Source organism: Brevibacillus sp. BC25, from assembly GCF_000282075.1.
Classification (GTDB): Bacteria; Bacillota; Bacilli; order Brevibacillales; family Brevibacillaceae; genus Brevibacillus.
The window spans coordinates 1-25,893 of sequence record NZ_AKIX01000054.1 but is presented as its reverse complement, the minus strand read 5'-3'; the positions used below and the strand labels follow the sequence as shown (position 1 = coordinate 25,893).

Here is a 25,893-nt window from a genome sequence, read left to right as displayed (position 1 = left end):
GAGCAGCCGCGGCTTGGCTACCATCGCGCGGGCAATTTCCATCAGCCGCAGCTTCCCGTATGGCAAGCTCCCAGCCAAAGAGGACGCTACCCCTGCCAGCCCAACATTCTCTATCCACGTCTGTGCCTGCTCCTGCATCAGCTTCTCTTCCTTGCGGGACTTTGCCAGATTCATGCCGCAGGAAAAGAGACTCGCGCTTGTCTTGGTATGCATGCCGACCATCACGTTTTCCAAGACGGTCATATCGTCAAAGGTCTGGAGGTTTTGAAAGGTTCGCGTGATACCCATTCCGGCATATTCGTAGCCTTGCACACGTGTCAGCGGTTGGCTACTAAAGCGAATCTCTCCTTCCGAAGGCGGGATCACACCTGACACCATATTGAGCACCGTGCTTTTTCCAGCCCCATTCGGACCGATTAGCGCGAGAATCTCTCCTTCTCGCACCTGAAAATCTACTTGATTCACTGCCCGTACACCGCCAAAATCACGAGAAAGCTTTTGCACATCCAAAAGTGTTGTCATGTTGCAGCCTTCCTTTCCACCTGCTGCTTTCGCTGTGCTTCGTCAGCCATGGCCTTCGCCTTTTTCGCCTGCCCTTTTTCGAAAGCAGCCCGGATGCGCGGAACCAATCCTTCTGGCATGAACATAACGATCAGCACGAGAATCGCGCCGAATACAATCGTGTCCACATCCCCCTGCAAGCCCGGCACCACTTCACTCAATAGGACCAGCCCTTCACTGATAAAGCCAATCAGGATCGCCCCGATCAAAGCACCCCAGATGCTTGTCATCCCGCCGATGACAACCATCGTGAGAAACTTGATCGACTCGTGCAATCCGAACGGCTGCGGATCGAGAATTCCCATGTAATGGGCATACAAGCCGCCGGAAATACCAGCGAACATGCCACTTACCACAAAAGCATTCAGCTTGAACTTGCGCACATCAATTCCCATCGAGGTCGCGGCAATCTCACTTTTGTGAATCGCCCGAAACGCTCTGCCGACGCGTGAATTCAAGAGATTAAGTGAGAAGAGCAGCACACAGGTGACGACTCCCCAAATCAGAAAGTACATGGATAGCTCGCTTCCACCGAAGAAAGTCATCTGCGGAATGCTGATCATCCCATTTGCTCCCCCAGTGACCGACTCCCATTCCGTAATCCCGATTTGGACAATGTAACCAAATGCGAGTGTTGCCATCGCGAGGTAGTAGCCTTGCAGCCCCGCTATCGCCCGCCCGAGGATAAAGGCGAATAACCCTGGAACAATCGCAGCCGCTATGAGGCCGATAAATGGCGGCAAACCGTACTTCGTCGTCAATACTGCCGACGTATAGGCGCCTATCCCCCAAAACGCTGCTTGTCCCAGCGAAATTTGTCCGGCCAGCCCCATCACGAGGCATAGCCCGATGGTTACGATTGCTTGAAGACCGATAATAATTCCGACAGAACGATAGTATTCATCTGGCATAACGAATGGGAAAAGAATCATCAAAAACAGGTAGATTCCTATGCTTTTTCCCCACTTATCGATGATCTGCTTCATCATAGCCCTCCTTTTCCGACGCTACGTTCTCCAAAGATGCCGGATGGCTTAATCAACAGCATGCCGATCAATACCAGAAAGGCGATCGCGTCCTTCATACCGGAGCTGATGTAACCAGCACCCAGCGATTCGACGATCCCGAGTAAAAAGGCGGCTACGGCTGCACCCAATGGATTTCCCAGTCCGCCAAGAATGGCCGCGGAAAAGCCTTTGATTCCGAGCAGCACGCCAATATCGTAGGACGTTACGGAAAGCGGCGCGATCACGATTCCTGCAATCGCTCCTGTTGCTCCACTAATGGCGAAGGCCAGCATACTCATCTTTGTCGGGCTAATCCCCATCAGGCGGGCTGCCATCGGGTTGATCGAACAGGCGTTAATTTTTTTGCCGAGAATCGTCTTGTCCATCAAGTACCAAAGTAGAAAAAGAATGATAAGAACAGCAGCCAAAATCCAGATACTTTGTTGTGCGATCATCACGCCACCGATCGAGATCGGCTCATTGCTCGTAATCGGTTCGAGTGCAAACGCATCTTTTCCCCAAATAAAGCTGGCAATGCCGCGAATGAGTGTCGAAATGCCTATCGTCAAAATAATCAAACTAATTGGGTTAGCTTTTTTTACGTAAGCGATTACATATTTCTGCATCAAAACTCCGATCAAAGTGACCATGAGGATCGCGAGCAATGCCGCCAACCCATACGGCAGATTCATGCCTATCAAGGCGACTGTGACCATTCCGCCCAGCATCAAAAATTCACCCTGCGCCAGATTAATCACCTTGCTTACGTTGTAAATCGTGATGAAACCAACCGCTACGATCGCGTAAATCCCGCCACTAACGAGGCCGTTTGCAACGTACTGCAACAATTCCGTCATATTCGTGCTGTACCCCCTTTGATTCGCGTCCACCAAATTACGCCTAAGTAAAACGCTTACATTTTAAATAATGGAAAAAATATTTATTGAAAAAGACCCTAGACGTGCTAGGGCCTTTCCTTCGCAGCTCTCGCCTATGCGGATGGCGCAGCTTCATACACGGTCTCGAAGAATCGTACTGCCCCTGGATTCAATAACTGGTAGTAATTTTGGAACAAATGATCCGCCTCTTTGCCCAACCACAGCTCTGGCAACAATTCCTGCGGCAAATCAGGATCGATGAACAAGAACTTGCGGTATTGGTGGACGAGTTTTGTCTTTTCCACGAAGCAATGGCTGTCTGGAACCTCTTCCCCATTGCTGAGTTTTGCTGAAAGCTGCTCGTATTCTTCTCGGTAGGCATCGATGAAGGCCTTGTATTTTTCATTGATTTCATCGATATCCCAGCATTTCTGTACGAGCTGCTTCGGATTGCTCCAGCCCATATGCTCTGATGTAAAAATCTCGACATACTCCGTAATCTCGTGCGCTTCCGTCAGGTCCTTCACGCGATCACTGAGATTATTCGGGCTGATCCATGTGCTGGTTGTCAGCATCCCGAAGCCCATCCAGCCCAGCTCCTTGCGCAGTTGATCACGCAGTGCTCGACGCTCCTCTGGGATGTTGTAGCTGGCAATGCACCACTTGCCGTCCCACACATCTGTCTCGACCTTATAAATACGTGCCGCTGCCTCTTCCAGCCGCTTTTTGCCGCGCTCGGATACCGAGTAGAAGCTGCGGTTCCCTACTTTTCGCGATTCCAGCCAGCCTTGGCGAAGCATCCGGGAGATTGCTGCACGAACAGCTGGCTCCGACAGTCCGAATTCCCCCATCAGCTTGGTCAGACTACCAATCCAGATTTCGCTTCCATAATGGCGGACGTATTCACCGTAAATTGTAAAAAGCATGGATTGTGGCTTCACGTTTCTTCTACCCCCAAATCGATTCATACCTATTAGCTGTGTGAAATTGTACCATATTCTGTAGGAAGTGCGTGAATCGATCGAGAGTATATGACGATAAAATCGTATAACGTAATTTAAACGTAATTATAGTAAAACATTTTAAAAGAGTCAATTTATTCTGTCAAATTCGTCATTTCCCATTTACGTCCTGGTTGATCTCTGCTTGCAAGGCCTCAAAACGACGCTTGATCTCGTCCTTTTTGAAGATAGCCTGGACGAACGTCCCGAGACCTACACGATTACGCGTAGTGTCCGCCGTAACCTCGCACACTACGCGTTTTTCGGTGACCTGCACACAGGTAGCCCGGAACGTGACCTCCTGATCAATCACTGCTGGGCCGACATGCTTGATATCTACAGCAAATCCCGAGCCCTCTTCATCGGCTTCCAGGTACGGTAAAATAACGCGTCTTCCCGCCCATTCCATGTAATAAATCATGCTGACGGTCGACATCACGGGATGCACGACTTGGCCTTCAAAAACAGGCAGCATGTCCTTTGTCACAGTCACAGTAAATTCTTCCGTCGTACCCGGCTGCAGTCGATCTATCAAGAGTACCTGCCTCCCTATCTACCCAAGCTACACACGCTCGATAATCGTCGCAATGCCCTGTCCAACTCCAATGCACATCGCTGCCAACCCGTAACGGGCATCACGGCGCTCCATTTCATACAGAAGAGTGGTAAGGATGCGCGCTCCGCTACACCCGAGCGGATGTCCCAAAGCGATCGCTCCGCCATTTACGTTGACCAGATCAGGGTTGACCCCCAGCTCGCGTACGCTCGCTACTGCCTGCGCCGCAAAAGCTTCGTTGAATTCGAACAGATCAATCTGCGTAAGTGACAAGCCTGCCTGCTTCAGCACTTTACGTGTAGCAGGTACAGGTCCAATTCCCATCACGGAAGGATCGACACCAGCCACAGCGGATGCGACGATCCTTGCACGAGGCTTCAAACCGGCTGCAAGAGCCGCTTCCCGTTCCATGATGAGCAGAGCGCAGGCTCCATCGTTTAGACCGCTGGAGTTGCCTGCTGTGACGCTGCCATCTGCTTGGAATGCTGGTTTCAGCTTTTGCAGCTGTTCGATAGTCGTCTCCGGACGTGCATGCTCATCGTGTTCAAACAACGTAACCTCGCCTTTTCGCCCTTTCAGCTCTACAGGAACGATCTCTGCCTCCCACTTTCCTTCTGCCAAGGCACGTGCGTAATTTTGCTGACTGCGCAAAGCAAACTCATCCTGTGCATCACGGCTAATGCCATATTGCTCCGCTACCTTCTCCGCTGTTTCCCCCAAGCTGATCGGTGGGTACATCTCTTTCATTTTTTCGTTAACCAATCGCCAGCCCAACGTCGTATCGACCAAGTGCTGATTGCCGCGCTGAAAAGCCGTGCCTGGCTTCATCATCACCAGCGGAGAACGCGTCATGCTCTCTGTACCACCCGCGATATAGACGTGACCTGCTCCGGCTTTTATTGCATTCGCGCTTTGGTTCACAGCCTCAAGACCTGAGCCGCACAGGCGATTCACTGTCACTCCCGGCACCTCGACGGGTAGCCCCGCCAACAGAAGTGACATACGCGCGACATTGCGGTTGTCCTCCCCAGCCTGATTGGCACAGCCCATGATAACATCATCTATCGTGTTCGGATCGATGGAGTTGCGTTCCAGCAGCTTTTGTATCACCAATGCGCCCAGGTCATCCGGGCGCACATCCTTCAACGCACCACCAATACGGCCGATTGGCGTGCGCACAGCATCTATGATGACAGGTGTACTCATTCTTCCACTCCTCCCATACACTAGGGCTTTTTCTATAGCGCTTCTACTAACGTGGCCAATCCCTGACCGCCGCCTATGCACAACGAAACGATTCCGTATTTCTTTTTTCGATGTCTCAGCTCGAAAAGAATCGTACCTGCTAGTCGGGCACCGCTCATTCCGAGTGGATGACCCAACGCGATTGCTCCACCGTTCACATTGGTTTTCAAAGGATCCAGTCCTAGTTCGCGCATGCAGGCGAGTGACTGGGAAGCAAAAGCTTCATTTAACTCAAATAGATCAATTTGATCTACGGTCATGTTCGTTTCTGCGAGCAGCTTGCGAATCGCAGCGACTGGACCAATGCCCATAATGCGCGGATCAACACCAGCACTGACGAAATGAACAATGCGCCCCAAAGGAGCGACGCCTGTCTTTTGGAGCATTTCTTCATTCATCAAGAGCAAGGCCGCTGCGCCATCGTTGATACCGGAGGAGTTGCCTGCTGTGACGCTACCATCTTTTCGGAAGGCAGGTCGCAACTTGGACAATGACTCCACACTGGAATCTCTTCTTGGAAATTCATCCGTATCAAACAGCGTTTCTTCCCCTTTTTTCCCCTTTAAGGTGATTGGAATGATTTCATCGTGAAACAGACCTGCATCTATAGCGTTGATAGCCCTAGACTGGCTCTCTGCTGCAAAACGATCCTGATCCTCACGACTGATGCCGAATTGCTCCGCCACGTTTTCCGCTGTATCTCCCATGGTCAGATCGCCATAAAGCGAGACAGGAGCAGAACGTGGTCCGCCAAAAGACTCGATCAGTGTCTGTCCGCCACGTTGATACGGCTGCTCGAATTTTTCCATGATGTACGGTGAACGAGTCAAATTCTCTACACCGCCAGCCAGCATGACCTGACTATGTCCCGCCTGGATGGACTGCGCAGCCAAATTGACTGCCTCTAGCCCGGATGCACATACCCGATTCACAGTCAGTCCAGGTATGGTGTCAGGAAGCCCTGCTTTCAACAAACCAATGCGTGCAATGTTAATAAACGGTCCGGCCGATATGACGTTTCCCATCATGACCCCATCAACAATCTCACCGGATTGTCCTGCCTTCGCAAGCGCTCCATTCAAGACAATGGCTGTCAGGTCGTCGATGGGGGTATTCTTCAGACTTCCGCCCAGCTTGCCGATTGGTGTACGTACTGCTGCTGCTACGTACACCTCCTTGTTAGTAAAGCTCATGCCTCTACACCTACTTTTTCTTCGTACGTGTAAAAGCCTTGCCCACTGCGTACGCCGACACGCCCTGCCAGCACCAGCTTTCGTAATAGCGGCGCAGTGCGATAGCGCTCCTCGGCCAGATCGCGCTGCAAGCCTCTCGATATGGCAAAAATCTCATCCAACCCGATACGATCTGCCCATTCGAGAGGGCCGTATGGGTAATTGGTGCCTTTTTTCATCGCGATATCGATATCCGTGGCGGTTGCTGTTTTTTCCATCAGAGTAAAGGTAGCCTCGTTGATAATGAGTGTTAAAATGCGCGGGAACACGAGACCTACCTCGTCATTTACGGTTTCCGTCGCTTTTCCGAGTGATTGAAAGAAAACTTCCGTTGCATGAATCGTATCCAGCTCCGATTGCAGGGCAGGGGCAATCTCGATCAGCTCCCGTTCAACCAAGGGCACGAGCGTTCCAAATCCGCAAACGCGTTCAGGATACTGTGTCCAGGACGCTACCTCTGTCGCTGTAATCGCGAGCGAAGTCGTGATGATCGGTACGTTTGATGGCAATAGGTCATCCAGCTCGCGTACCTGCCTCTTTTTCGCCTGCATATCGACGCTATTCACTTCCACGGCCAATTCAACCAGCTCAGGTTCTGCCATCGCTTCTGCAAGCGTAAGCACCTGGTAGCCTTTTTCTACCATCAGATGATTCAACTCTGCGTACAGCGGGCTTGTGCCCACGAGCAATACAGCCTTATTTGTTGTAGTCATAGAAGCCTTCCCCCGTCTTTCTGCCCAAGCTGCCGGATTGAACCATTTGTTGCTGAATCCGGCTAGGCTTAAATCGTCCTTCATGGAAGAAGTCAGTATAGACCGATTTGGTGGTGGCAAAATTGATGTCGATACCAATCATGTCTTGCAGCTCAAATGGTCCCATTTTGAATCCGCCAGCCAGCTTCATGATGCGGTCAATCTGCTCCACACCTGCCACATGATCGCCTAGGATACGCAATGCTTCATTATAGTAAGGCCGCGCGATTCGATTGACGATAAAGCCAGGGGTATCTGTTACCAGAACAGGCACCTTGCCCAACTCTTGCGCGAATCGATACGCCACCTCCACATTTTCCTCACTCGATTTTTTCCCGCGAATTACCTCAACCAAGGGCATGACAGGTGCCGGATTGAAAAAATGAAATCCGAGAATGCGCTCGGGATGCGAAAGCCCTCCTGCAATCTCCGTAATCGAGATAGAGGAAGTATTCGTTAGTAAAAGGGCATCCTCTCTGCAAATCCCAGATAGCTGGCTGAAAATGCTTTTTTTCAAATCAAGACGCTCTGGCACAGCTTCGATGACGATATCGCAGTCTGCCAACTGCTCTATTTCTGATACGAGATGGACCAGCTCTAAGGTCTCTGTCATTTCTTGTTCACTGATTTTGTTTTTCTCCACGTCTTTTGTCAGGAACGATTCCAAATAAACAAGTGCTTTGTCCAACACCGCCTGATTTGCATCCAGCAGCATGACCTGATGTCCTTTGCGAGCACAGACGAGAGCAATCCCCGCTCCCATTGTTCCCGCCCCGATGACGCCTACTGTTTTTATACTCACTTGGGCTTGCCTCCCTTCGCCTTTAACGGCCTGTAAAACGAGGCGCACGTTTTTCCATGAAAGCGGTGACCCCTTCCTTATGATCCGCTGTGCTGCCAGCTGCCTCTTGTGCAAAAGCTTCATATTCTAAGGTCTCTTCCAACCCCATCTCAAGCCCTTTGTACATCGTGCGCTTGATCAAACCAATCCCCTTTGTCGGCAGTGACGCCAGCTTGCGCGCATACGCCAACGCATCTTCCATGAAGCTCTCCGCAGGGTACACTTGATTGACCAATCCAAATCGCAGTGCTTCCTCAGCGGATACCTTTTCCCCCGTCATCGCCAGCTCCAACGCCTTGCCGATTCCGACGATGCGCGGCAAGAAGTAGCAACCTCCTGAATCGGGAACGAGCCCAATGTTGACAAAAGCATTGACGAAGGATGCCTTTTCCGATGCCAGACGAATATCGCACGCCAGCGCAACACTCATGCCTGCACCTGCTGCTACACCGTTAACCGCTGCGATGATCGGCTTCTCTGTCTTTTGAAACTGGAGGATCATTGGATTATAACGATCCCGCAAGAAACCACCGTAATCCACATTTCCTCCCCCAGAAACGTCACTGAGATCCTGACCTGCATTGAACGCCCGCCCTGCTCCGGTAAGAACGATGCAACGCACATCCGCATCCTTCTGCGCTTGCTTCAACGCATCGGTGATTTCCTTGTTCATGATGGCTGTAAACGCATTGAATTTGTCCGGACGGTTCAAGGTCACTACTGCTACGCCTTCTGACACTTCATAAAGAATCGTTTCGTACATGGCCGCCTCCTAATTTCCCGTAAAACGGGGTTTGCGCTTCTCCAGAAAGGCTTGCATGCCTTCTTTTCGATCTTCGCTTGCCAAAAGAAGATAAAAGCTGTTTCGCTCGTAATCCATTCCCTCTTGAAGGGGGAGATCACCAGCTTTGTACACGGCTTTTTTGATGACCTGTACCGCTAGCGGCGGCTGCTGGGTGATTTGTTTCGCCAGCTTGAGCGCTTCTTGATAGTACGCCTCCACTGGAACTACTCGATTGACCAGTCCGTATTTCAACGCTTCTTTGGCCGAAATCGGTTCACCTGTGAGCAGCATCTCCAGTGCTTTTCGCTCACCTACCGCACGCGTCAGACGCTGTGTACCACCAGCCCCAGGCATGACTCCCAGCTTGATTTCCGGTTGACCAATGACGGCTGTCTCCGAAGCGATCACAATATCGCAGTTCATCATTAATTCACAGCCACCACCGAGCACAAAGCCGCTGACGGCACCAATAATCGGCTTGGAGATGAGTGAGATGCGATCCCAAACCGCGAACTGATTGCGCTTCATGATGTCGATGGCTGATGCTTCCGCCATTTCATTAATGTCGGCACCCGCTGCGAACGCCCTCGCGTTGCCAGTCAGGATGATCACCCGAATAACCGGGTCGCGGTCCATTTGCTCCAGCTGGTCAACCAATTCGTCGACGAGCTGCAAATTCAGTGCGTTTAGAATCTTCGGTCGATTCAACGTAATGATACCGACACCATCTTCACTGGCTACGCTAATATATTCATAGGCCATGAACGGTCACACCCTTTTTTTACAGGAGCTGGTTTAAATAGCTGCCTGTGATTTGTTCCGGTTATCCACGACACGAATCGCTTTCCCTTCACTGCGCGTCAAGGAATTCGGCGGTTGCACCCGCAGCACCACGGACACGCCCAACGTATTTTTGATGTGATGGCAAATTTCTTTCACCAATGGCGAGAGAGCAGAGCTGTCATTTCCACTGATTTCATTTGCATATGCTGATGTCAGCTCACAGTGCACCTCAAAACGGTCGAGGGCACCGTCGCGTTCAATGACGACCTGGTAGTGTGGAGCCAATTGGTTGAACGTAAGCAGAACGGACTCGATCTCTGTCGGGAACACATTGACCCCGCGAATAATGAGCATGTCATCTACACGCCCTTTGATGCGCGACATGCGCATGGTTGTCCGTCCGCACTTACAGGGCTCAGGATTGAGGGAAGCGATATCACCCGTACGATAGCGCACAACCGGGAATGCTTCTTTCGTAAGCGACGTGAATACGAGCTCGCCTTCTTGTCCGTATGGGAGCACTTCTCCAGTATTCGGATCGATAATTTCTGCGTAAAAATGGTCTTCTGCGATATGCAGGCCATCCTGCACCTCATGACATTCAATGGAAACGCCTGGCCCCATCACTTCGCTCAGCCCGTAAATGTCCACGGCTTTAATGTCGAGCTCATGCTCTAGCTGCACGCGCATTTCTTCCGACCACGGCTCTGCACCAAAAATCCCGTATTTGACACTCGTCTCTCGTGGATCGATTCCTTGCTTTTTCATCTCTTCCACGATGTTGAGGACATAGGATGGCGTTGCTGCAATACCACGTGGCTTGAAGTCCTCGATCAATGTAATTTGACGGGAGGTATTGCCACCGGATACTGGCACTGCCACTGCGCCCATGTGCTCGATACCGTTGTGCAGACCCAAACCACCTGTAAAAAGGCCGTAGCCATACGCATTATGGAAAATGTCTCCCGGCTCTCCGCCCGCACAGCAAATGGCGCGCGCCACGATCTCCGCCCAATTCTCCAGATCTTTTTTGGTGTAGCCGACAACAGTCGGTTTTCCTTTTGTCCCGGATGAACCGTGAATGCGTGCTACTTCCTTCATTTCGACAGCAAACAGATTGAATGGGTAATTTTCTCGCAAATCTGTCTTTTTCATAAATGGAAGCTTCTGTATGTCTTCCATCGATTGAATATCTTCTGGTTTTACACCAGCCTCATTGAATGCTTTTGTGTGGAAAGGGACGCGCTCGTATACGCGTTTGACCGTTTCTTTCAAGCGTGCCTGTTGCAGTTCCGTCATTTTCTCTCTTGGTAGCGTTTCCATTTCTGTATTAAAGATCATGTCGCTTCCCTCATTCCCTTGCTTTATGACTCGGTAGGAGTAATTGTTTGAAAATGTTACTCGCCCTTAAAAACTGGTTTCCGCTTTTCGCGAAAGGCTTCCAATGCTTCCAGACGATCTGTCGTGGGAATAATCACTTCATAGCACATGGTTTCGATATCTAGACCTGTCTGCAAATCGACACTACTTCCGCGATCAATGGCTGATTTTGCCTGATACACCGCCAGCGGAGCATTTGCCAAAATCTCGTTCGCCAACCCCATTGCCAGCTCACGCAGTTCCTCTGTATCTTTTGCAACAGCATTTACGAAACCGATTTGATACGCTTCCTGCGCTTGAATGCGTCGGGCAGTCAGGATCAGCTCTTTTGCCTTGGAAGGTCCGATCAAGCGAGACAACCGCTGCGTACCACCTGCTCCAGGAATGATGCCCAAGCTCACCTCTGTCAAACCCATTTTGGCATCTGCAACTGCATAGCGGAAATCACAGGCCAACGCCAGCTCAAAACCCCCGCCAAAAGCAAATCCGTTAATCATGGCAATCGTCGGCTGCGGAAGCCTCTCCAACGCAGTAAATACATCGCGGATTTTGCGAACATTGCGGCGTACCTGCTGTTCCGTCAGTGTACGACGCTCCTTCAAATCTGCCCCTGCGCTAAATGCTCGCCCTTCTGCCTTCACGATGACCACGCGAATCTCTTTTGCATCCAGACGCACCTGCTCAATCAAGCTTCCCAGGCGCTCCAATGTATCGTAGTTCAGCGCATTCAGCTCATCTCGACGATTTAGCGTAATCAGTCCTATATGTCCTTCACGTTCAAAGCGAACGCTCTCTTCCATCATCAACGTCCTCCTTGTGTAGGCGGGTTAACCCGCGCATACGTGCCGGTAGCAAAAGCCACAAGCTTGCCATCACAAGTCACGCGTGCTTCCATCACGATCAAGCTTTTTCCTTGTTTCAATACATGGGATTGTGCCTCGAGTACCTCACCGCGAGCAGGATGCAGGTATTGAATCTTGCTCTCCACCGTCACACATTGCTGTACACCATCCACATGAGGTGCTGCCCCATGCCCCATTGCCACATCGGCTAATGTCGCCGTAACGCCTCCGTGTACGACGCCTTCGATGCTATTGAACAGCTCGGGGCGAATTTTCAGTGCTACCTTACAGCCCTGTTCATCTCGGTGCACAACTTCTATGCCCAGGTAGTGGTTGAATCGATTACGGATCTCCACTGACATCTTTGCCCCCTTTCTCGTATCGTCTTGAAACAGTGAAAGGAGCCTAAGCACGTGGCTTTTGGCATCCTTTCTCCGTTTTTATTTTCGCTGTCAGTTATTCGTTTTCGTCGATTTCGACGAAGTAATCACTTTTCCGGTAAGCCAGTGCATCCAGTGTCGCTACCAGGCCATGCTCCGTTTCTACGCGGATGCGATACCAGGCTGTGCGATTGTTTTTCTTCTCTTCTGTCGCTGTTGCCACCAAACGATTCCCTTTCATGGCAGCAGCCAAAAATCCGATATTCATCGACAGTGCCACAGACGTTTTCCCATAGGAATTACAGGCTGCTGCAAAAACAAAGTCTGCCAGGGAGAAGATGATTGCGCCATGAGCGGTGCCGTGCGCATTCAGCATATGCTCGGCAACTGTGACTTCCGCAGTCGCCGTTCCTTCTCCCAGCTCAATCAGCTTGATGCCCAAAAATTGCGCGAATGGATCTTGCTTTAGCTTTTCACAAATCTCTGCGTAATGCTTCTGATGGAGCGCTTGTTCGTCTATCAATCTTTTCGTGGACATGATTAAACTACTTCTGCAAAATGCATGGACACAATTGGTCCAGCGAAGCCACGGAGGTCTTTTCCTGCTGCGCGACCTTCTGGAGATGACAACGCTTCCATCAAAGCTTCTTTTGATTCAAAGTACATTTCTGCCATCAGATGCAGGTCGGATTCTCCCATTGGTGTTCCGTAGATTTTGCTTACTTCCATTTTGATTAAGCCAGGCATTTTTTCTGCCAATGGGCCATGTACCTCGAAATAATGCTTGTCAAAAGCATCGATATCTTCGGGCTTGCGATAAATTGCTACCAATTTCACCATCATGATCCCTGCTTTCCTCAGATTATAGCCACACTGTGTGACGACTAATTCATATAACGTTATTTTAACGCATGTTAATATTTTTATTATATAAAGCCTTTGTGACAGGTGCAAGTATTTTTCAAAAAGCAAGAAAACTCTGTCGAATCGTTTTCCCCCCTTCTCTTCATGTTTATGACTGGGAAAAGGCTGACAGAATATGCTTCGATGGGAGTCTTCCAGCTTTTGTGGTCGGGGTAAGCCCTGCCACATGTTTTCCAGTCGCCTGTATCCTCCTTCGTTCGGGCGGTCTCCTTCCAAACATGTGACAGGACTTTCGTATAGCGATGGTTGCCTTTGATTTTTCAAAACATTTGTTGGGATATTCCAAGGAGCCCTTGTTGAATTAGCTTTCTCGGAGTTTAATAAAAGCCACGCGGGAAGAAGCGAATTTCCAGTCCAAGCGCCTCTGGAGCCCGACCCAGCGGAGGGATGAATGGCGGGAATGGTTTTAGCTTCAACCTCTGCTTCCCCTTCTTCGAAACTGCTACTTTTGAAGCGTTCCCGCCATTCATTCTGGAGCGGACAGTTCCACCCCTTGCAGGGCGTAGGCCGAAGCGTAGACTGGAAATTCGCTTCTTCCCTTCCATAACAGCTCCTATAAACACAAAAAAGAGGACAGACCCAATGTCTGTCCTCTTCTATTCGCTCCACTTCCTAGATCCAAACCCAGAAAATAAAGACGAAAATTGCTAATAGGATTACGAATAACCCTGCAAAAATACTGATACGTGCAAACTCATGACCTTTTTGATCCATGTGCATCCAGACATACAGCTGGAAGAACGCTTGAACAAAGGCCAGTGCTACGATGAATGGTACGGTAAAACCTGATGGAATTGCTTCATACGCCACTGCAATGAATGCCAGTGCAGTCAATACGAGAGATCCGATGAAAGCAACTAGGTGTCTTTTCGGACCCTCGTGTTTGACTTTCGGCTTACGTACCTCTTCATTATGAGCTTGTGCTCCCATAGATTATCCCACCTTTCCACCGATCATACCCATGAGATATACCACGGTAAAGATGAATACCCATACAACGTCGATAAAGTGCCAGTACAGACATGCCAGATAGAACTTCGGTGCAGTTACTACCGTCAGGCCCTTTTTCGTCGCAGATACTTGCAAAAGGATGATCCAGCTAATCCCGAACGCTACGTGAGCTCCGTGGAATCCAACCAATGTGTAGAAGGCAGATGCAAATGCACTCGTTGACATTTTCAGTCCTTCATTCACATAGTGTACAAACTCGTAAATCTCCAAAGCAAGGAAGCCGAGACCGAGCAATACAGTGATGGTCAGCCAAAGCTGAATCTTCTTCAGGTCTTTCTTGTGCAGAGCCAGTGTTGCCATAACACTTGTCATCGAGCTGGTAAGCAAGAGAAGTGTTGCCACGGCAACGAGATTCATGTCAAACAACGATTGGGACGTTGGTCCGCCATTTGCCTGATCACGAAGAGCGATAAATGTTGCAAACAAGGAACCGAAGAGAACTGTCTCCCCACCAAGGAAGAGCCAGAAGCCAAGAACCTTATTCTTGCCTTCAAGGGTGGCTTTTTCCGGTTCGTCAGGCAATACTGCATGTGCGTGATGGTTAGCCATTAAGCCTTTACCCCTTTCTCTTCGAGTTCATCCTCATGAATGTGATAACCTGGATCGTCTTTCACAGAACGGGTAAACATGCAGCCGAGTGTAAAGAGCAATCCAATGACTACGACCACATAGTTGTGGTAGATAAAGCCATAGCCTGCTATGAACAATCCGAGAGACATCAGGAATGGCAAGAACGATGGCGATGGCATGTGAATGTCGCCAATAGGCTCCGCAGGCGTCATGCCTTTGTTACCAGCCATTTTCTCCACCCACAACGCATCCAAACCGCGAACGAGAGGCGTTTGAACGAAATTGTACTCCGGCGGCGGCGAAGGAATCGCCCATTCGAGTGAACGTCCATCCCATGGATCTGCAGGAGCGCGTTTGGAGCTCTTCGCTGCAACGACTACGTTGATCAAGAATAGGATGGTACCGATCGTCATACCAAATGCACCAATCGTACTGATAAAGTTCCCCATATCCAGGTTCTGATCTTTGAGGTATGTAAAGACGCGACGCGGCATCCCCATCAGACCCAAGAAGTGTTGCGGGAAGAAGGTAAGGTGGAAACCAATGAAGAACGTCCAGAAGTTCCATTTACCAATTGTTTCGTTCAGCATTTTACCGAACATCTTCGGCCACCAGTAGTAAAGACCAGCGAAGAGACCGAATACGAGCCCCCCTACGATAACGTAGTGGAAGTGAGCAACTACGAAATAACTGTCATGGTATTGGTAGTCAGCCGGCGGAACCGCAAGCATAACCCCTGTCATACCACCGATTGTAAACGTTGGGATAAATCCTACTGCAAACAAGTTTGCGGTAGGGAAGCGGATTTGACCGCCCCACATGGTCAACAGCCAGTTAAAGATTTTGATACCTGTAGGAACAGCAATCAACATGGTTGCAAGTCCGAACAGCGTGTTGGCGATTGCGCCCAAACCTGTTGTGAACATGTGGTGAGCCCACACCATGAAGCCCAAGAAACCGATCAGCGCTGTTGCAAATACCATGGAGCTGTAACCAAACAGACGCTTTCTTGAGAAAGTAGAAACCACTTCAGAAATGATCCCGAATGCTGGGAGAATCAAAATGTATACTTCGGGGTGACCGAAGATCCAGAACAAGTGCTCCCAGATAACAACGTTACCACCTGCGTCAGGGTTGAAAAAGTTTCCGCCGAACAAACGGTCAAACATCAACAGAACCAAACCAACCGTAATCGCAGGGAATGCGAAGAGGATCAAACCGGATGTAATAAAGGACGACCAGGTGAACATTGGCATACGCATGAATGTCATACCTGGAGCACGCATGTTGATGATGGTAACCAGGAAGTTAATACCACCAATCAGCGTTCCCAGACCGGCAATTTGCAAACCGAGTACGTAGAAGTCTACGCCGATTCCACTGTATTGATTCAAAGCCAAAGTTGTATACGATGTCCAACCAGCATCAGGTGCGCCACCCAAGAACCAGCTTGTGTTCAGTAGCACTCCCCCGAAGAAGAATAGCCAGAATCCGAGTGCGTTAACAAACGGGAATGCTACGTCGCGTGCACCGATTTGAAGGGGAACAATCGCGTTCATCAAAGCAAAAATGACCGGCATAACCGCCAAGAAAATCATCGTAGTGCCGTGCATCGTAATTAATTCGTTAAAAGTCTTGGCACCAACTAATTCAATCTCTGGATACATCAACTGCAAACGAATCAGCAGGGCTTCCAAACCACCGGCCAAGAAGAAAATTCCACCAGCAATCAAATACAGGATCGCAATCTTCTTATGGTCCACTGTCGTAAGATAATCCCACAGCCCCGAACGATTTGGTGCATGAGAAGCATGTGCAGACACGGGTTTACCTCCTTTTTAAGCGTCACTGCCTATGACGATTGTCAATGCAATAAGTTTTATGAGGTTTTACTTTACTTTTTCTCGCTTACGCTCAATGTCTCCATGTACTCTACAAGCGCTTTCACTTGGTTGTCATCGAGGTTGAGGTTAGGCATTTTGTTGCCTGGCTTTATTTTTTGCGGATCTTTCAGCCAATCTGCAATGTTTTCAGGCGTATGTGCTTTGATACCTGCTACACGTTCGCGATCTGCAAAGTTAGTCAGGTTTGGACCCATCTTACCGCCTTTACCTGCCACAGCGTGACATCCCAAACAGCTCTTATCGAAGATTTGTTGACCTTCTGCAGCCAGTGGAGAAGTTGCAGCTACAGGTTCTTTTGCCTGAACGCCCTTCATGTTAGCTACCCAAGTGTCAAAGTCTGCTTGTTCCTTCACTTCTACCTTGAAGTCCATCAAGGCATGGGACGCTCCACAGAGCTCCGCACACTTACCGTAGTAGGTGCCTGTTTTGTCTGCTTGCAGCCACATTTTGTTTTCTTGCCCTGGGTTCGTATCGATTTTACCGCCCAATGCAGGAATCCAGAATGCGTGCTTAACATCAGACGCTGATAATACGAATTGAACCTTTTTGCCAACTGGCAATACCAAGTCTTGAGCAGTTGCTACTCCAAGATCAGGATACTCGAATTCCCACCAGAATTGGTGAGCGGTAACCTTTACTTGAACTGCTTCCTCTTTTGGATACTCCTTGTGCAGTGCGAAACCGGTAGTAACAGTTGGAATCGCCATGATGATGAGGAGCAAGAATGGAATTACCGTCCAAAGAATTTCAAGTGCATGATTTCCTTCGACCTGCTTAGGAATGCCTTGCTGTCCGGGACGCTTACGATAACGGATAAGGACGTACGTAAAGATCGCCATAACGACAATGAAGACGCCGATCATGATAGCGGAGGACAGCTTCATCAGGTCAAACTGCATCGCAGCTACCGGACCAGAGGGCTTGAGCGCTGAGAGCTCATCTTTGCCACACCCGGTTAACACTAGCGCCAGCAGAGCAAACAGGGAAAACTGACGCCAATACTGTTGCCAACCCTTCATACCAATGAACCCCTCTTTCTTCGTGTTGGTAACGTTCTAGCCACGCCTACAACTAGAAGTTTTCGAACTTTTCTATCTGCATTAAGAAATCGCATTCAATACATTCCACAACTATAATGCCCAAAGAGGAAAAGTATTAGCAGCTATTCCAAAAACAAACAGGAAAGTAAGGGGCAGTGTTGCACACTTCTACCCAAGCGTGGTAACCATTTAAGTATACATAAATTTTCCTTAATACAAAGGCTATTTGTTATGATTTTGTTAACAAATTTATGAACAAATTTGTGAACTTTGCAGTTAAATACTACCAGATTATCCAATCAAAAGGAGAAATCCATGCAAAAAAGACCAATTGCACTAGTCACTGGTACCTCAAGTGGCTTTGGTAAGCATGCATCAGTCGCTTTAGTCAAGGCTGGTTTTCAGGTAATTGCTGCTATGCGTGATCTAGCAAAAAGAGACCCTCTTGACAAATTGGCAAGCTTGCACATTGATTCTGAGCATCTGGAAGTCATTTCCCTTGATGTTACGCTTCCGGAACAAATTCGGGATGCGATCTCCTCCATCATTGCAAAGCATGGGCGCATTGATCTGTTGGTGAACAATGCCGGCTACGCGTTGGGTGGCTTTGCTGAGGAAGTCACTTCTGAGGAATGGCGCAAGCAGTTTGATGTAAACGTGTTCGGACTGATCGACGTCACTCGGGCAGTCTTGCCTTATATGCGACAGCAACAATCTGGACGAATTATTAACGTAAGCAGCATCAGTGGGCGATTTGGTTTCCCCGGTCTCTCACCGTATGCCGCATCCAAGCATGCAGTCGAAGGCTTCAGTGAATCGCTTCGCCTTGAAATGCTACCCTTTCATGTTCAAGTCGTCCTTGTTGAGCCCGGCTCCTTTCGTACAGCAATCTGGGAGAAAGGAATGCAAGACCAACCGCTTGATGAAGCCTCTCCTTACGCCACCCAAATGAAACAACTGATGCGTCACGTAGAAGCGATCATAGAAAAGGCACCTGCACCCGACGCAGTCATCTCGACGATTGTCCATGCGGCCACCACTCCCAAGCCGCGATTCCGCTACCCGGTTGGCCGAGGCGTGGCACTCACAATCGCCGCAAAAAATTGGCTTCCGTGGTCATGGATTGAGCGAATTGTAACAAAGCAATCGTGACGATTTTTCCATAAAAGAAACACACCCCGCAAGGAGTGTGTTTGCGCGTTGAACACTATACACTTTCCGTTCGTCCTGTGCGTATCAGCCAAACATGTTGGATATATTCAGCTACGCCAAAAAATATCGCAACAAAACCGGCCCCGATTGCGGCGATTTGAGCCGTCGGAAAAAATACAATGCTTCCATAAACGATCAAAAAGCCGATAATCAAGTCAAACATAGTCGTCAGCCAAAGACTCCCTGATGTAAGAATCGCCCTATCCAAAAAATATCCGGCGACTGCCAAAACAAATCCGACTCCGACAGACTGATATAGATTTGCGAAATTCACTTCTGGAAAGAGAGCATCTGCCAAAACGACCAACACCGGACTAACGAGCAGCTTCATCAAAAGACCGTCCACGTCTATTTACTCTCCTTTACTGGGGGTGTACTCAGTATGCCCCTCGTTTACTTCAGCCATGTCATGACGCCGTCGTATACCGGCTTGTAAACCATTTCCATCCAATAAACAGGATTGGGGACAACCCCTTTTTCGGCTCCTGCGTACAAGCCAACACTGATGACAAGCAACCCGAGAAAGACAACGATCTCTTTGCGCTGCCGCTTTCGAATCAATCGGGGTAGCTCGTATGTACAAACTATGATCGATACAACGATGACAGCAAATGTGGACATACAAATCCCCCCTTCTCCTGTTACACAATCACTTTTCATCAAAGGCATTATTGATGGTTCCTAAACGTCTGATTTTCACATCTGCTATGACATGTACAGGCAGCTTGGTAAATTCCTTTTCCCAATTGCCCCCTATCTTCTTCCATACTTTCGGGTATTTTCGATGGATTGCTTCTCCGAATCCATATATGTCTACTCCATTTTTCTTGGCATTAGCAATTGCCTTTGTCGCCAATGCTACCATTGATTTTTCCGCCTCTTTTTCCAGCTCCTTGATCGTATTCTTCTCTGTCAGATCTAGCTTGCATTGCACTTCCCCAATATCATTTTCCAAACTGATGTGAATGATGACTTCCGGGGTGCCATTTTTCATAGTAGCCTCGATTTTGGCCTCGGCGCGCATAACTTCCATCGTCAAGAGTCCTCCCCCCTTGCAAGGCATGCTTCCGACCGTGCTTTTTACTTTGCCTGTAATGTAACTATACGCTTTGCTGTCCGCTTCACTCAGCCAGGTTATCAGCCTATCACCCCGGAAAGTAGCCAATGTCGTATATTGAAGCAGCACGGGCGTATCTATTTGCTCGACATTTTTTCGCTGGTCCCCCTCCCCTGCAGGTCCAGTTAGTCGTACGCCTGTCAAAACAGCTTGTTTCCCTTTGCTGGTAAAGTCGGTAAGCAATTGATCCATCGTAACTGCTGCGGTAGGCGCCCATACTTTGGAGGATGTCTCCAAAGAAGCAAACATTTCTGTAGAAGGGATTTGTTCAAGTGGTGTGATTACTCTCAAGATGTTGCGGGCCGTTGTTCCTCTAGCGATGGCGATATAAAAGTCAGTCCGAAACTCATGGTCACGCGAGACAAAATCGATGACAGGAGAGATCCCTTCCCTCGCGACCTCTTCGCCAAATATGAGCATCCTGGTGTGCGCCATGTATATTTTACGCGGAGATACCGTGGTCATTTTACGCACAGCCTCAAAGATGGTCGGAGCGTTCATGGTAAAGAGCGTAACGGGCGAACGTCCAGGCTTCCCCTTATTGGCCGCGACCTCTGCAGGGTCTACTACTTGGACCGAAACTTGATAGCCTCCTTGCACTTTATCAATACCAATCCCGACAGCAATCGCCAAATCGTTCAGTTCTCTTCGATCCCAACAACCAGCTAGGATAATAACGAGCACGATGCAGAGAAGAACTTTTATCCCTTTCACTGGTGTCCACTCCTTTACATGCTGTGAAAAGCCTCTCACTTCTGCGGTGGCAATGGCTTTATCCCTTTAGATTGGCGACGCAAATTGTTTTTGGTAATCGATTCAGGTCGTTTGTCCAAGGCCCAGCGAGGCAAGCGAAAGATCGAGTCTCTTTGCTCTTTCAAGGAAAACGGAGCAAACGATTCCATATACGGTACGCCAAACGAGCGCAAACTGCATAAATGCAGCACTAAGACAAGCATCCCTACAATGATTCCGTATATGCCAAAAGAAGCAGCCAGAACCATCAGGGGGAAACGAAGAATCCTCACGGTAATCGACATGTTGCTCGCTGGGAAAATAAAGCTGGATATTGCGGTAATCGAGACCACAATGACCATCGCTGCCGAAACAATCCCCGCTTCCACCGCTGCTTGTCCGATGACCAGTGTTCCCACGATGGAAATGGCTTGACCTACTGCGCGCGGCATGCGGATTCCAGCCTCTCGCAATATCTCAAAAGCCACTTCCATCATGATCGCCTCAATAAAGGCTGGAAAGGGCACTCCTTCTCGCTGTGCCGCCAAGCTGATCAGTAGCTGTGTCGGGAGCATCTCTTGGTGGAAGGTCGTAATGGCGATATAGAGGGAGGGAGCAAGCAACGCTATTAAAAAACAGGCGAATCGCAGCATGCGAATCAACGTACTAAAATCAAAGCGCTGATAGTAGTCTTCCGCTGAATGGAAAAACTCCACAAAGAGTGAGGGCACGGTCAAAACAAAGGGAGTTCCATCTACAAGAATCGCTACGCGTCCCTCTAATAGATTCGCAGCCACTACATCCGGGCGCTCCGAGTTTGAGATGGTGGGGAAAGGTGTGTAGGCTTCGTCCTGGATCAGCTCCTCGATCATTCCGCTTTCCATGATGCCATCGATGCAGATTCGCCCCAGTCTATTACGTACTTCTTCTACAACACCCTCTTCAACTATCCCTTTCATATACACAACTGCGACTTCTGTCTTGGTTTCCTCACCGATTCTGTTGATTTCAATCCACAGCTTTTCACTGGAAATCCGTCTCCGCAGCAACGTAATATTCGTGCGAAGTGTCTCCGTGAAGCTCTCCCGCGGACCGCGAATGACAGTTTGTGATGACGGTTCGGTGACTCCTCTATCCTTCCACTCCTGTAAACCGATATGAATTCCTTGCGCGCAGCCATCCACGAGAATGATGACACAGCCAGACAGCAATGCTGTAAACAATGTAGGAAAATCGAATAAATCTCCCATATCTCCTACGGTCAGGATGGATTCTTTTAAAAAGGGAACGAACTCGTCCTCGTGTATCCCTTCCCATTCCTTCAAGCGCATTTTGTATAAAAGGCTATCGATTAATACGGCTTGTACCAGGTACGAATCGACCATGCCATCCGCATACAAGATAACTGCCCGAACGGGTTCTAGGCTATTTAGGACTACCTCTCGAATCACAATGTCATTGCTGTATCCGAGCGATTCTTTTATATAGTGAACGTTGTCGTCTAAGCTGCATCCAATCTGAGCCATTCGGATTGCTCCTCACATCGGCAATTATGAACACAGTTTCTCCGATTGCTCTCATTACTAAACAAAACGTGCATGTCCGGTTTCACAGAAAAAGACCTCGCACTCTTATTAAGAGGACAAGGTCTTTTGTATATGTTCTACACTATGGAGCAGGTGTTTGTTCACCACCTGGCAATGGTGCATCGTCAAAGGAAGGGTCGTGCCATTCTACTTTGTGTTTTTGCTGAAGCGTATTTAACCAGGTTCCGTAGTTCTGACTGCGATTTTGGTCTGTCAGCATCATTTTGATCTGATCTTTGACTTTATCAAACTCTGGTGCCGGTGACCCCAGCTGTTCTTTATTTGTATCGTAGTAGGTTTTGATTTGCTCCTCGGTAACCGGGAATGCTTTATCCAACAACTTATCCCGTGTCATGAGCACACTCAACTTATCCCGCAGCTGGGCCTCGGTCATTCCCATACTCTTCAAGTAGTTTTCGAATGCCTCAGGTGAACCTACCTGTTGTTTCATCGAATCAATCTCTTTATCCATATCTTCTTGCGTCACCGCGGCGTTTTGCGCCTTGGCTTCCTGCTTGATTAACGCTTCCGCAACAAGTTCATGTATCATTGATTTTCCGTACATTTTCTTCATTTCACTGTAAAGCTGATTTTGTGTAATCGAGGTATTGCCAGCCGTTACCAAGACAGGGTCATTGCCTTTTGCCCATGATTGATAAAAACCTAAAACAGCTAACCCCGTTAATAATATGGCAACCGAAAGCATGGAAATATCAAACTTCTTCACTTGGATATCCTCTCTTTCTATAATCTGCCCTCCAAGTATAGAAAGAAGTTATGGTAGAAAAATGGAAAGCGTATTACACAACTTTTCCACATTTTAAACATATTATGCGCTACATAAAAAATCGGGTAAAAAAAGAGGAGAGAACGGAGGCGATGACAGGACCTAAAACTGCCCAAATCTGTAAAAAACGTTCTTGCTTTCTGTCTTTTTCTACTTCCATAAACTGAGCGAGTGCTTCCTTATCACGATTATCGTTAGCCAGTAATTGCAGGATTATATCTTTGTCTTTTTCCGTCTTCTCTGCTTTCGTTTCTAAATCAGTCTGCAGCTTGTTCAAAACTTGCAGTACATCATAACGCACATCCTCCATGCGTCCCAATTGATGTTCAATTCGTTCCAACCACTTCGTGACTACTATCATTTGTCCCTCAAGCTGATCGATTCGTTCTTCGAATTTGTCTAATTTCAAATAGATACGTTGTATATGCTGATCTATATTTTTCTGATTTTCATTTGGTCCCGCTGTCATAGATTCCACCTCCCCCGTCCGTCCTTTATACTACTTGTTTATGTAGCGGAGAGGAGCATTGCCTGTACGGTTATCCCGCTTTGTTCAGTCTCGTGTAAAAAAAGGCTGCAAACAAATGTATTTCCAAATCCTGAATTCAGCTAAAATAGATGGAAGACTATCTAGCATTTCTATCAAATAAAACGGGGACAAGACCGTTTATTCATAAAGGAGGATACCATGACAACCTTGTTGGAGGTAAAAGGGGTAACGGGTGGGTACTCTTACAACCACGCTGTAATCAAAGACGTCTCCTTTCACATACGCGAAAAAGAAATTGTGGCGCTAATCGGGCTGAATGGCGCAGGCAAAAGCACGACAATCAAGCATATTTTAGGACTCTTGGAACCAATCGCAGGTGAAATCAGCATTGCGGGGAAGACTTTTCAATCAGACCCCGAAAACTATCGTTTGTCTTACGGGTATATCCCCGAGTCTCCCATTTATTACGAAGAGCTTACGCTGTGGGAGCATATCGAGTTAATGGCGATGAGCCATGGGTTAGACCAGGAAGTTTTTTATGAACGAGCACGTCCTCTCTTAAAAGAATTCCGCATGGAAGAAATGAAAGACCGATTTCCCCAGCAGTTTTCCAAAGGCATGAGACAAAAGCTCATGATCATGATGGCGTTGCTCGTACAACCGCCTCTGTACATCGTGGATGAACCGATCCTGGGTCTGGACCCTCTGGGGATTCGTTCTCTTCTCACGTGGTTGAACCGTTGCAAGGAACAAGGGGCAGGCATTCTGATGTCCACACATATTTTGGCCACTGCCGAAAAGCATTGTGACCGATTCATCATTTTGCACAAAGGCGAGATTAGAGCCCAAGGAACGCTAGAGGAGCTTCGTCGTATTACAGGGCTCCCAGATAGCTCCTTGGACGACATATACTTGCATATCGTAGAGGATGACGGCCAGTGAAAATAGACGTAGATCAATTATTTCGCAAACGGTTCCATGCCTTTTCAGTAGAATTTATTCGATATGCCCAGTACATGGCCAATGGCGGCCTGATGTTCGTCGGGATCTTTTTAATGGGGTTGCTCGCCTTCTACTACCGCAGCATCATCGCGATGATCCCGCCCTGGTTCCCTTTGCCGTATGCCATGGCTCTCGTGATTGCTATTGTTGTTGTGAGAAGCCCCCTGCGCACGTTTTTGCTGGAAGCGGATTTGCTTTTTTTGACTCCGCACGAAGTAAGGCTGGATCGCTATTTCCGGAAGGCGCTCGTTTACAATTTTGCCATTCAGAGCATGGTGGTGTTTATCGTCCTGCTCCTGCTCATGCCTATGTATACAGGAGTCGTAGGCGCACAAGGCGTGCAGCTGTGGGTTTACTGGTGCATTCCCCTGCTCTTGAAGGGCTGGAATATTTACAGCAGTTGGACGTTCTTGCGTTTGCCAGATCAACAGAAGATCGGATTCTATACACTCGCTCGATTTGTCTTTTCGTACATCCTCCTCGCCTGGGTATTGAGTGAAGGACAATTCTTGCGCGTAGGTCCTATCCCACTTGGCGTTCTGATCTGCGCTGCGCTCTTGATCTGGCTCCATTCGCGAATGTTGACTTATAAGAAAACAAACTCTCTACAATGGTATCGCCTACTGGCCATCGAAAGCGGCTTGCGTCACCGCTTTTATCAGTTCGTGAACAACTTCCGGGATGTCCCTGCCATGCAGCACCAAGTGAAATCACGCTCGTGGCTCATTACCCTGACGAAGCTGCTGCCTTACCGTCAATCAACAGCAGGACGTCATTTGTTTACCAAAAAATTTATTCGCTCCGGTGACTTTGCGGGCACTTATTCCAGACTGCTCCTGTTGTCAGCCTTCGTCGTTCTCATATTGCCCGGCCCCTATGCAAAAATCATTGCTGGCCTGCTCTTTCTCTTCATGACAGCCAGCCAGATCGGCAGCATCTGGCGCCACCAGCAAAAGCGCAACGGTTATTCGATCTTTCCGATTCGGGATAGTCATATGAGACAGGCTTTTAACTGGCTGCGTATGGTTCTGTTGGGTTTGCACGGTGTAGTGCTTGTGCTCATTGGGTTATTGTAGTTAAAGAATGTTTTTGCTTTTTATCAAAAGCCGCGTGGAAGAAGCGCATTTCCAGTCCAAGCGCCTCTGGAGCCCGACCTAGCTTTGGAATAAATGGCGGGGAATTTCAGCTTCACTTATGGAGTACCTCATTGAAACTTCTACGTTTGAAGCGCTCCCGCCATTTAGTTATGATCCCCTTTAGGTAGACAGAAAAAAGA

At 48.7% G+C, this 25,893-nt stretch carries 29 protein-coding genes; 3 read left to right on the top strand and 26 right to left on the bottom strand.

Annotation, left to right across the window (positions count from 1 at the left end; all coding sequences use genetic code 11):
- The 20 genes from PMI05_RS15770 to coxB all read right to left on the bottom strand — a co-directional run.
- Positions 1–522 (bottom strand): ABC transporter ATP-binding protein (locus PMI05_RS15770; RefSeq protein ID WP_007723428.1); only part of this gene is annotated, 522 nt, incomplete at its 3' end.
- Positions 519–1,547, bottom strand: a complete 1,029-nt coding sequence (locus PMI05_RS15765; protein ID WP_007723426.1) for a branched-chain amino acid ABC transporter permease — start codon at positions 1,545–1,547, stop codon at positions 519–521. The genes PMI05_RS15765 and PMI05_RS15770, both read right to left, overlap by 4 nt.
- Positions 1,547–2,425, bottom strand: coding sequence for a branched-chain amino acid ABC transporter permease (locus tag PMI05_RS15760; RefSeq protein WP_007723424.1), 879 nt, complete (start codon positions 2,423–2,425; stop codon positions 1,547–1,549). The genes PMI05_RS15765 and PMI05_RS15760 overlap by 1 nt, the downstream gene beginning before the upstream one ends.
- Before the next feature lie 134 nt (positions 2,426–2,559).
- Positions 2,560–3,387 (bottom strand): phenylacetic acid degradation operon negative regulatory protein PaaX, encoded by an 828-nt coding sequence (paaX, locus tag PMI05_RS15755; RefSeq protein ID WP_007723422.1) that lies wholly within the window; start codon positions 3,385–3,387, stop codon positions 2,560–2,562.
- A 172-nt stretch (positions 3,388–3,559) separates the two neighbouring features.
- A complete protein-coding gene (locus PMI05_RS15750; protein ID WP_007723420.1) occupies positions 3,560–3,982 on the bottom strand; it encodes a thioesterase family protein in 423 nt (140 codons plus the stop codon).
- Between the two features lie 27 nt (positions 3,983–4,009).
- Entirely contained in the window at positions 4,010–5,209 is a 1,200-nt protein-coding gene (locus PMI05_RS15745; RefSeq protein WP_007723417.1) for an acetyl-CoA C-acyltransferase, read from the bottom strand.
- Between the two features lie 32 nt (positions 5,210–5,241).
- Positions 5,242–6,441 (bottom strand): thiolase family protein, encoded by a 1,200-nt coding sequence (locus tag PMI05_RS15740; protein ID WP_007723414.1) that lies wholly within the window; start codon positions 6,439–6,441, stop codon positions 5,242–5,244.
- Positions 6,438–7,193: a 3-hydroxyacyl-CoA dehydrogenase family protein gene (locus PMI05_RS15735; RefSeq protein ID WP_007723411.1), complete on the bottom strand. Its 756-nt coding sequence runs from the start codon at positions 7,191–7,193 to the stop codon at positions 6,438–6,440. Before PMI05_RS15735 ends, PMI05_RS15740 begins: the two co-directional genes overlap by 4 nt.
- Complete coding sequence (locus tag PMI05_RS15730; RefSeq protein ID WP_007723407.1) at positions 7,177–8,034, bottom strand: 3-hydroxyacyl-CoA dehydrogenase family protein; 858 nt, start codon at positions 8,032–8,034, stop codon at positions 7,177–7,179. The genes PMI05_RS15735 and PMI05_RS15730 overlap by 17 nt, the downstream gene beginning before the upstream one ends.
- Positions 8,035–8,056: 22 nt before the next feature.
- The gene (locus PMI05_RS15725; protein ID WP_007723404.1) at positions 8,057–8,836 is read right to left on the bottom strand and encodes an enoyl-CoA hydratase-related protein; all 780 of its coding nucleotides are present in this window, start codon (positions 8,834–8,836) and stop codon (positions 8,057–8,059) included.
- Between the two features lie 9 nt (positions 8,837–8,845).
- Positions 8,846–9,619 carry an enoyl-CoA hydratase-related protein gene (locus tag PMI05_RS15720; RefSeq protein ID WP_007723401.1) on the bottom strand — a complete coding sequence of 258 codons (774 nt, stop codon included), beginning with the start codon at positions 9,617–9,619 and terminating at the stop codon, positions 8,846–8,848.
- Positions 9,620–9,652: 33 nt separating this feature from the next.
- The gene (paaK, locus tag PMI05_RS15715; RefSeq protein WP_007723397.1) at positions 9,653–10,981 is read right to left on the bottom strand and encodes a phenylacetate--CoA ligase PaaK; all 1,329 of its coding nucleotides are present in this window, start codon (positions 10,979–10,981) and stop codon (positions 9,653–9,655) included.
- Between the two features lie 56 nt (positions 10,982–11,037).
- Positions 11,038–11,823, bottom strand: a complete 786-nt coding sequence (locus tag PMI05_RS15710) for an enoyl-CoA hydratase-related protein (protein WP_007723393.1) — start codon at positions 11,821–11,823, stop codon at positions 11,038–11,040.
- A complete protein-coding gene (locus tag PMI05_RS15705; protein WP_007723391.1) occupies positions 11,823–12,224 on the bottom strand; it encodes a PaaI family thioesterase in 402 nt (133 codons plus the stop codon). The genes PMI05_RS15710 and PMI05_RS15705 overlap by 1 nt, the downstream gene beginning before the upstream one ends.
- A gap of 94 nt (positions 12,225–12,318) precedes the next feature.
- The gene (locus PMI05_RS15700) at positions 12,319–12,780 is read right to left on the bottom strand and encodes a PaaI family thioesterase (protein ID WP_007723389.1); all 462 of its coding nucleotides are present in this window, start codon (positions 12,778–12,780) and stop codon (positions 12,319–12,321) included.
- 2 nt (positions 12,781–12,782) lie between these two features.
- A complete protein-coding gene (locus PMI05_RS15695; protein ID WP_007723387.1) occupies positions 12,783–13,082 on the bottom strand; it encodes an EthD family reductase in 300 nt (99 codons plus the stop codon).
- A 696-nt stretch (positions 13,083–13,778) separates the two neighbouring features.
- Positions 13,779–14,096: a cytochrome C oxidase subunit IV family protein gene (locus PMI05_RS15685; protein WP_007723383.1), complete on the bottom strand. Its 318-nt coding sequence runs from the start codon at positions 14,094–14,096 to the stop codon at positions 13,779–13,781.
- A gap of 3 nt (positions 14,097–14,099) precedes the next feature.
- A complete protein-coding gene (locus tag PMI05_RS15680) occupies positions 14,100–14,726 on the bottom strand; it encodes a cytochrome c oxidase subunit 3 (protein WP_007723382.1) in 627 nt (208 codons plus the stop codon).
- Positions 14,726–16,570 (bottom strand): cytochrome c oxidase subunit I, encoded by a 1,845-nt coding sequence (ctaD, locus tag PMI05_RS15675; RefSeq protein ID WP_007723380.1) that lies wholly within the window; start codon positions 16,568–16,570, stop codon positions 14,726–14,728. Before ctaD ends, PMI05_RS15680 begins: the two co-directional genes overlap by 1 nt.
- Positions 16,571–16,641: 71 nt before the next feature.
- Entirely contained in the window at positions 16,642–17,670 is a 1,029-nt protein-coding gene (gene coxB / locus PMI05_RS15670) for a cytochrome c oxidase subunit II (protein WP_007723378.1), read from the bottom strand.
- 336 nt (positions 17,671–18,006) lie between these two features.
- On the opposite strand from coxB, the gene PMI05_RS15665 reads away from it, so the two are divergent.
- Positions 18,007–18,843: an oxidoreductase gene (locus PMI05_RS15665; protein WP_007723375.1), complete on the top strand. Its 837-nt coding sequence runs from the start codon at positions 18,007–18,009 to the stop codon at positions 18,841–18,843.
- Between the two features lie 55 nt (positions 18,844–18,898).
- Here PMI05_RS15665 and PMI05_RS15660 read toward each other — a convergent pair whose 3' ends face one another.
- The 6 genes from PMI05_RS15660 to PMI05_RS15635 form a co-directional block, all read right to left on the bottom strand.
- Positions 18,899–19,249, bottom strand: coding sequence for a DUF2512 family protein (locus PMI05_RS15660; protein ID WP_007723372.1), 351 nt, complete (start codon positions 19,247–19,249; stop codon positions 18,899–18,901).
- Positions 19,250–19,296: 47 nt separating this feature from the next.
- Complete coding sequence (locus PMI05_RS15655; protein WP_007723368.1) at positions 19,297–19,524, bottom strand: hypothetical protein; 228 nt, start codon at positions 19,522–19,524, stop codon at positions 19,297–19,299.
- Between the two features lie 28 nt (positions 19,525–19,552).
- Positions 19,553–20,734: a Ger(x)C family spore germination protein gene (locus tag PMI05_RS15650; protein WP_007723365.1), complete on the bottom strand. Its 1,182-nt coding sequence runs from the start codon at positions 20,732–20,734 to the stop codon at positions 19,553–19,555.
- Positions 20,735–20,769: 35 nt separating this feature from the next.
- Positions 20,770–22,278, bottom strand: a complete 1,509-nt coding sequence (locus PMI05_RS15645; RefSeq protein WP_007723362.1) for a spore germination protein — start codon at positions 22,276–22,278, stop codon at positions 20,770–20,772.
- Between the two features lie 142 nt (positions 22,279–22,420).
- Complete coding sequence (locus PMI05_RS15640; protein WP_007723359.1) at positions 22,421–23,065, bottom strand: SurA N-terminal domain-containing protein; 645 nt, start codon at positions 23,063–23,065, stop codon at positions 22,421–22,423.
- A 109-nt stretch (positions 23,066–23,174) separates the two neighbouring features.
- Complete coding sequence (locus tag PMI05_RS15635; RefSeq protein WP_007723348.1) at positions 23,175–23,594, bottom strand: hypothetical protein; 420 nt, start codon at positions 23,592–23,594, stop codon at positions 23,175–23,177.
- Between the two features lie 219 nt (positions 23,595–23,813).
- Between PMI05_RS15635 and PMI05_RS15630 the strand changes: the two genes are divergently transcribed.
- Together PMI05_RS15630 and PMI05_RS15625 are read left to right on the top strand one after the other, a co-directional pair.
- Entirely contained in the window at positions 23,814–24,557 is a 744-nt protein-coding gene (locus tag PMI05_RS15630; protein WP_007723346.1) for an ABC transporter ATP-binding protein, read from the top strand.
- Positions 24,554–25,693, top strand: coding sequence for an ABC transporter permease (locus tag PMI05_RS15625; RefSeq protein WP_007723343.1), 1,140 nt, complete (start codon positions 24,554–24,556; stop codon positions 25,691–25,693). The genes PMI05_RS15630 and PMI05_RS15625 overlap by 4 nt, the downstream gene beginning before the upstream one ends.
- The last annotated feature ends 200 nt before the right edge of the window (positions 25,694–25,893 follow it).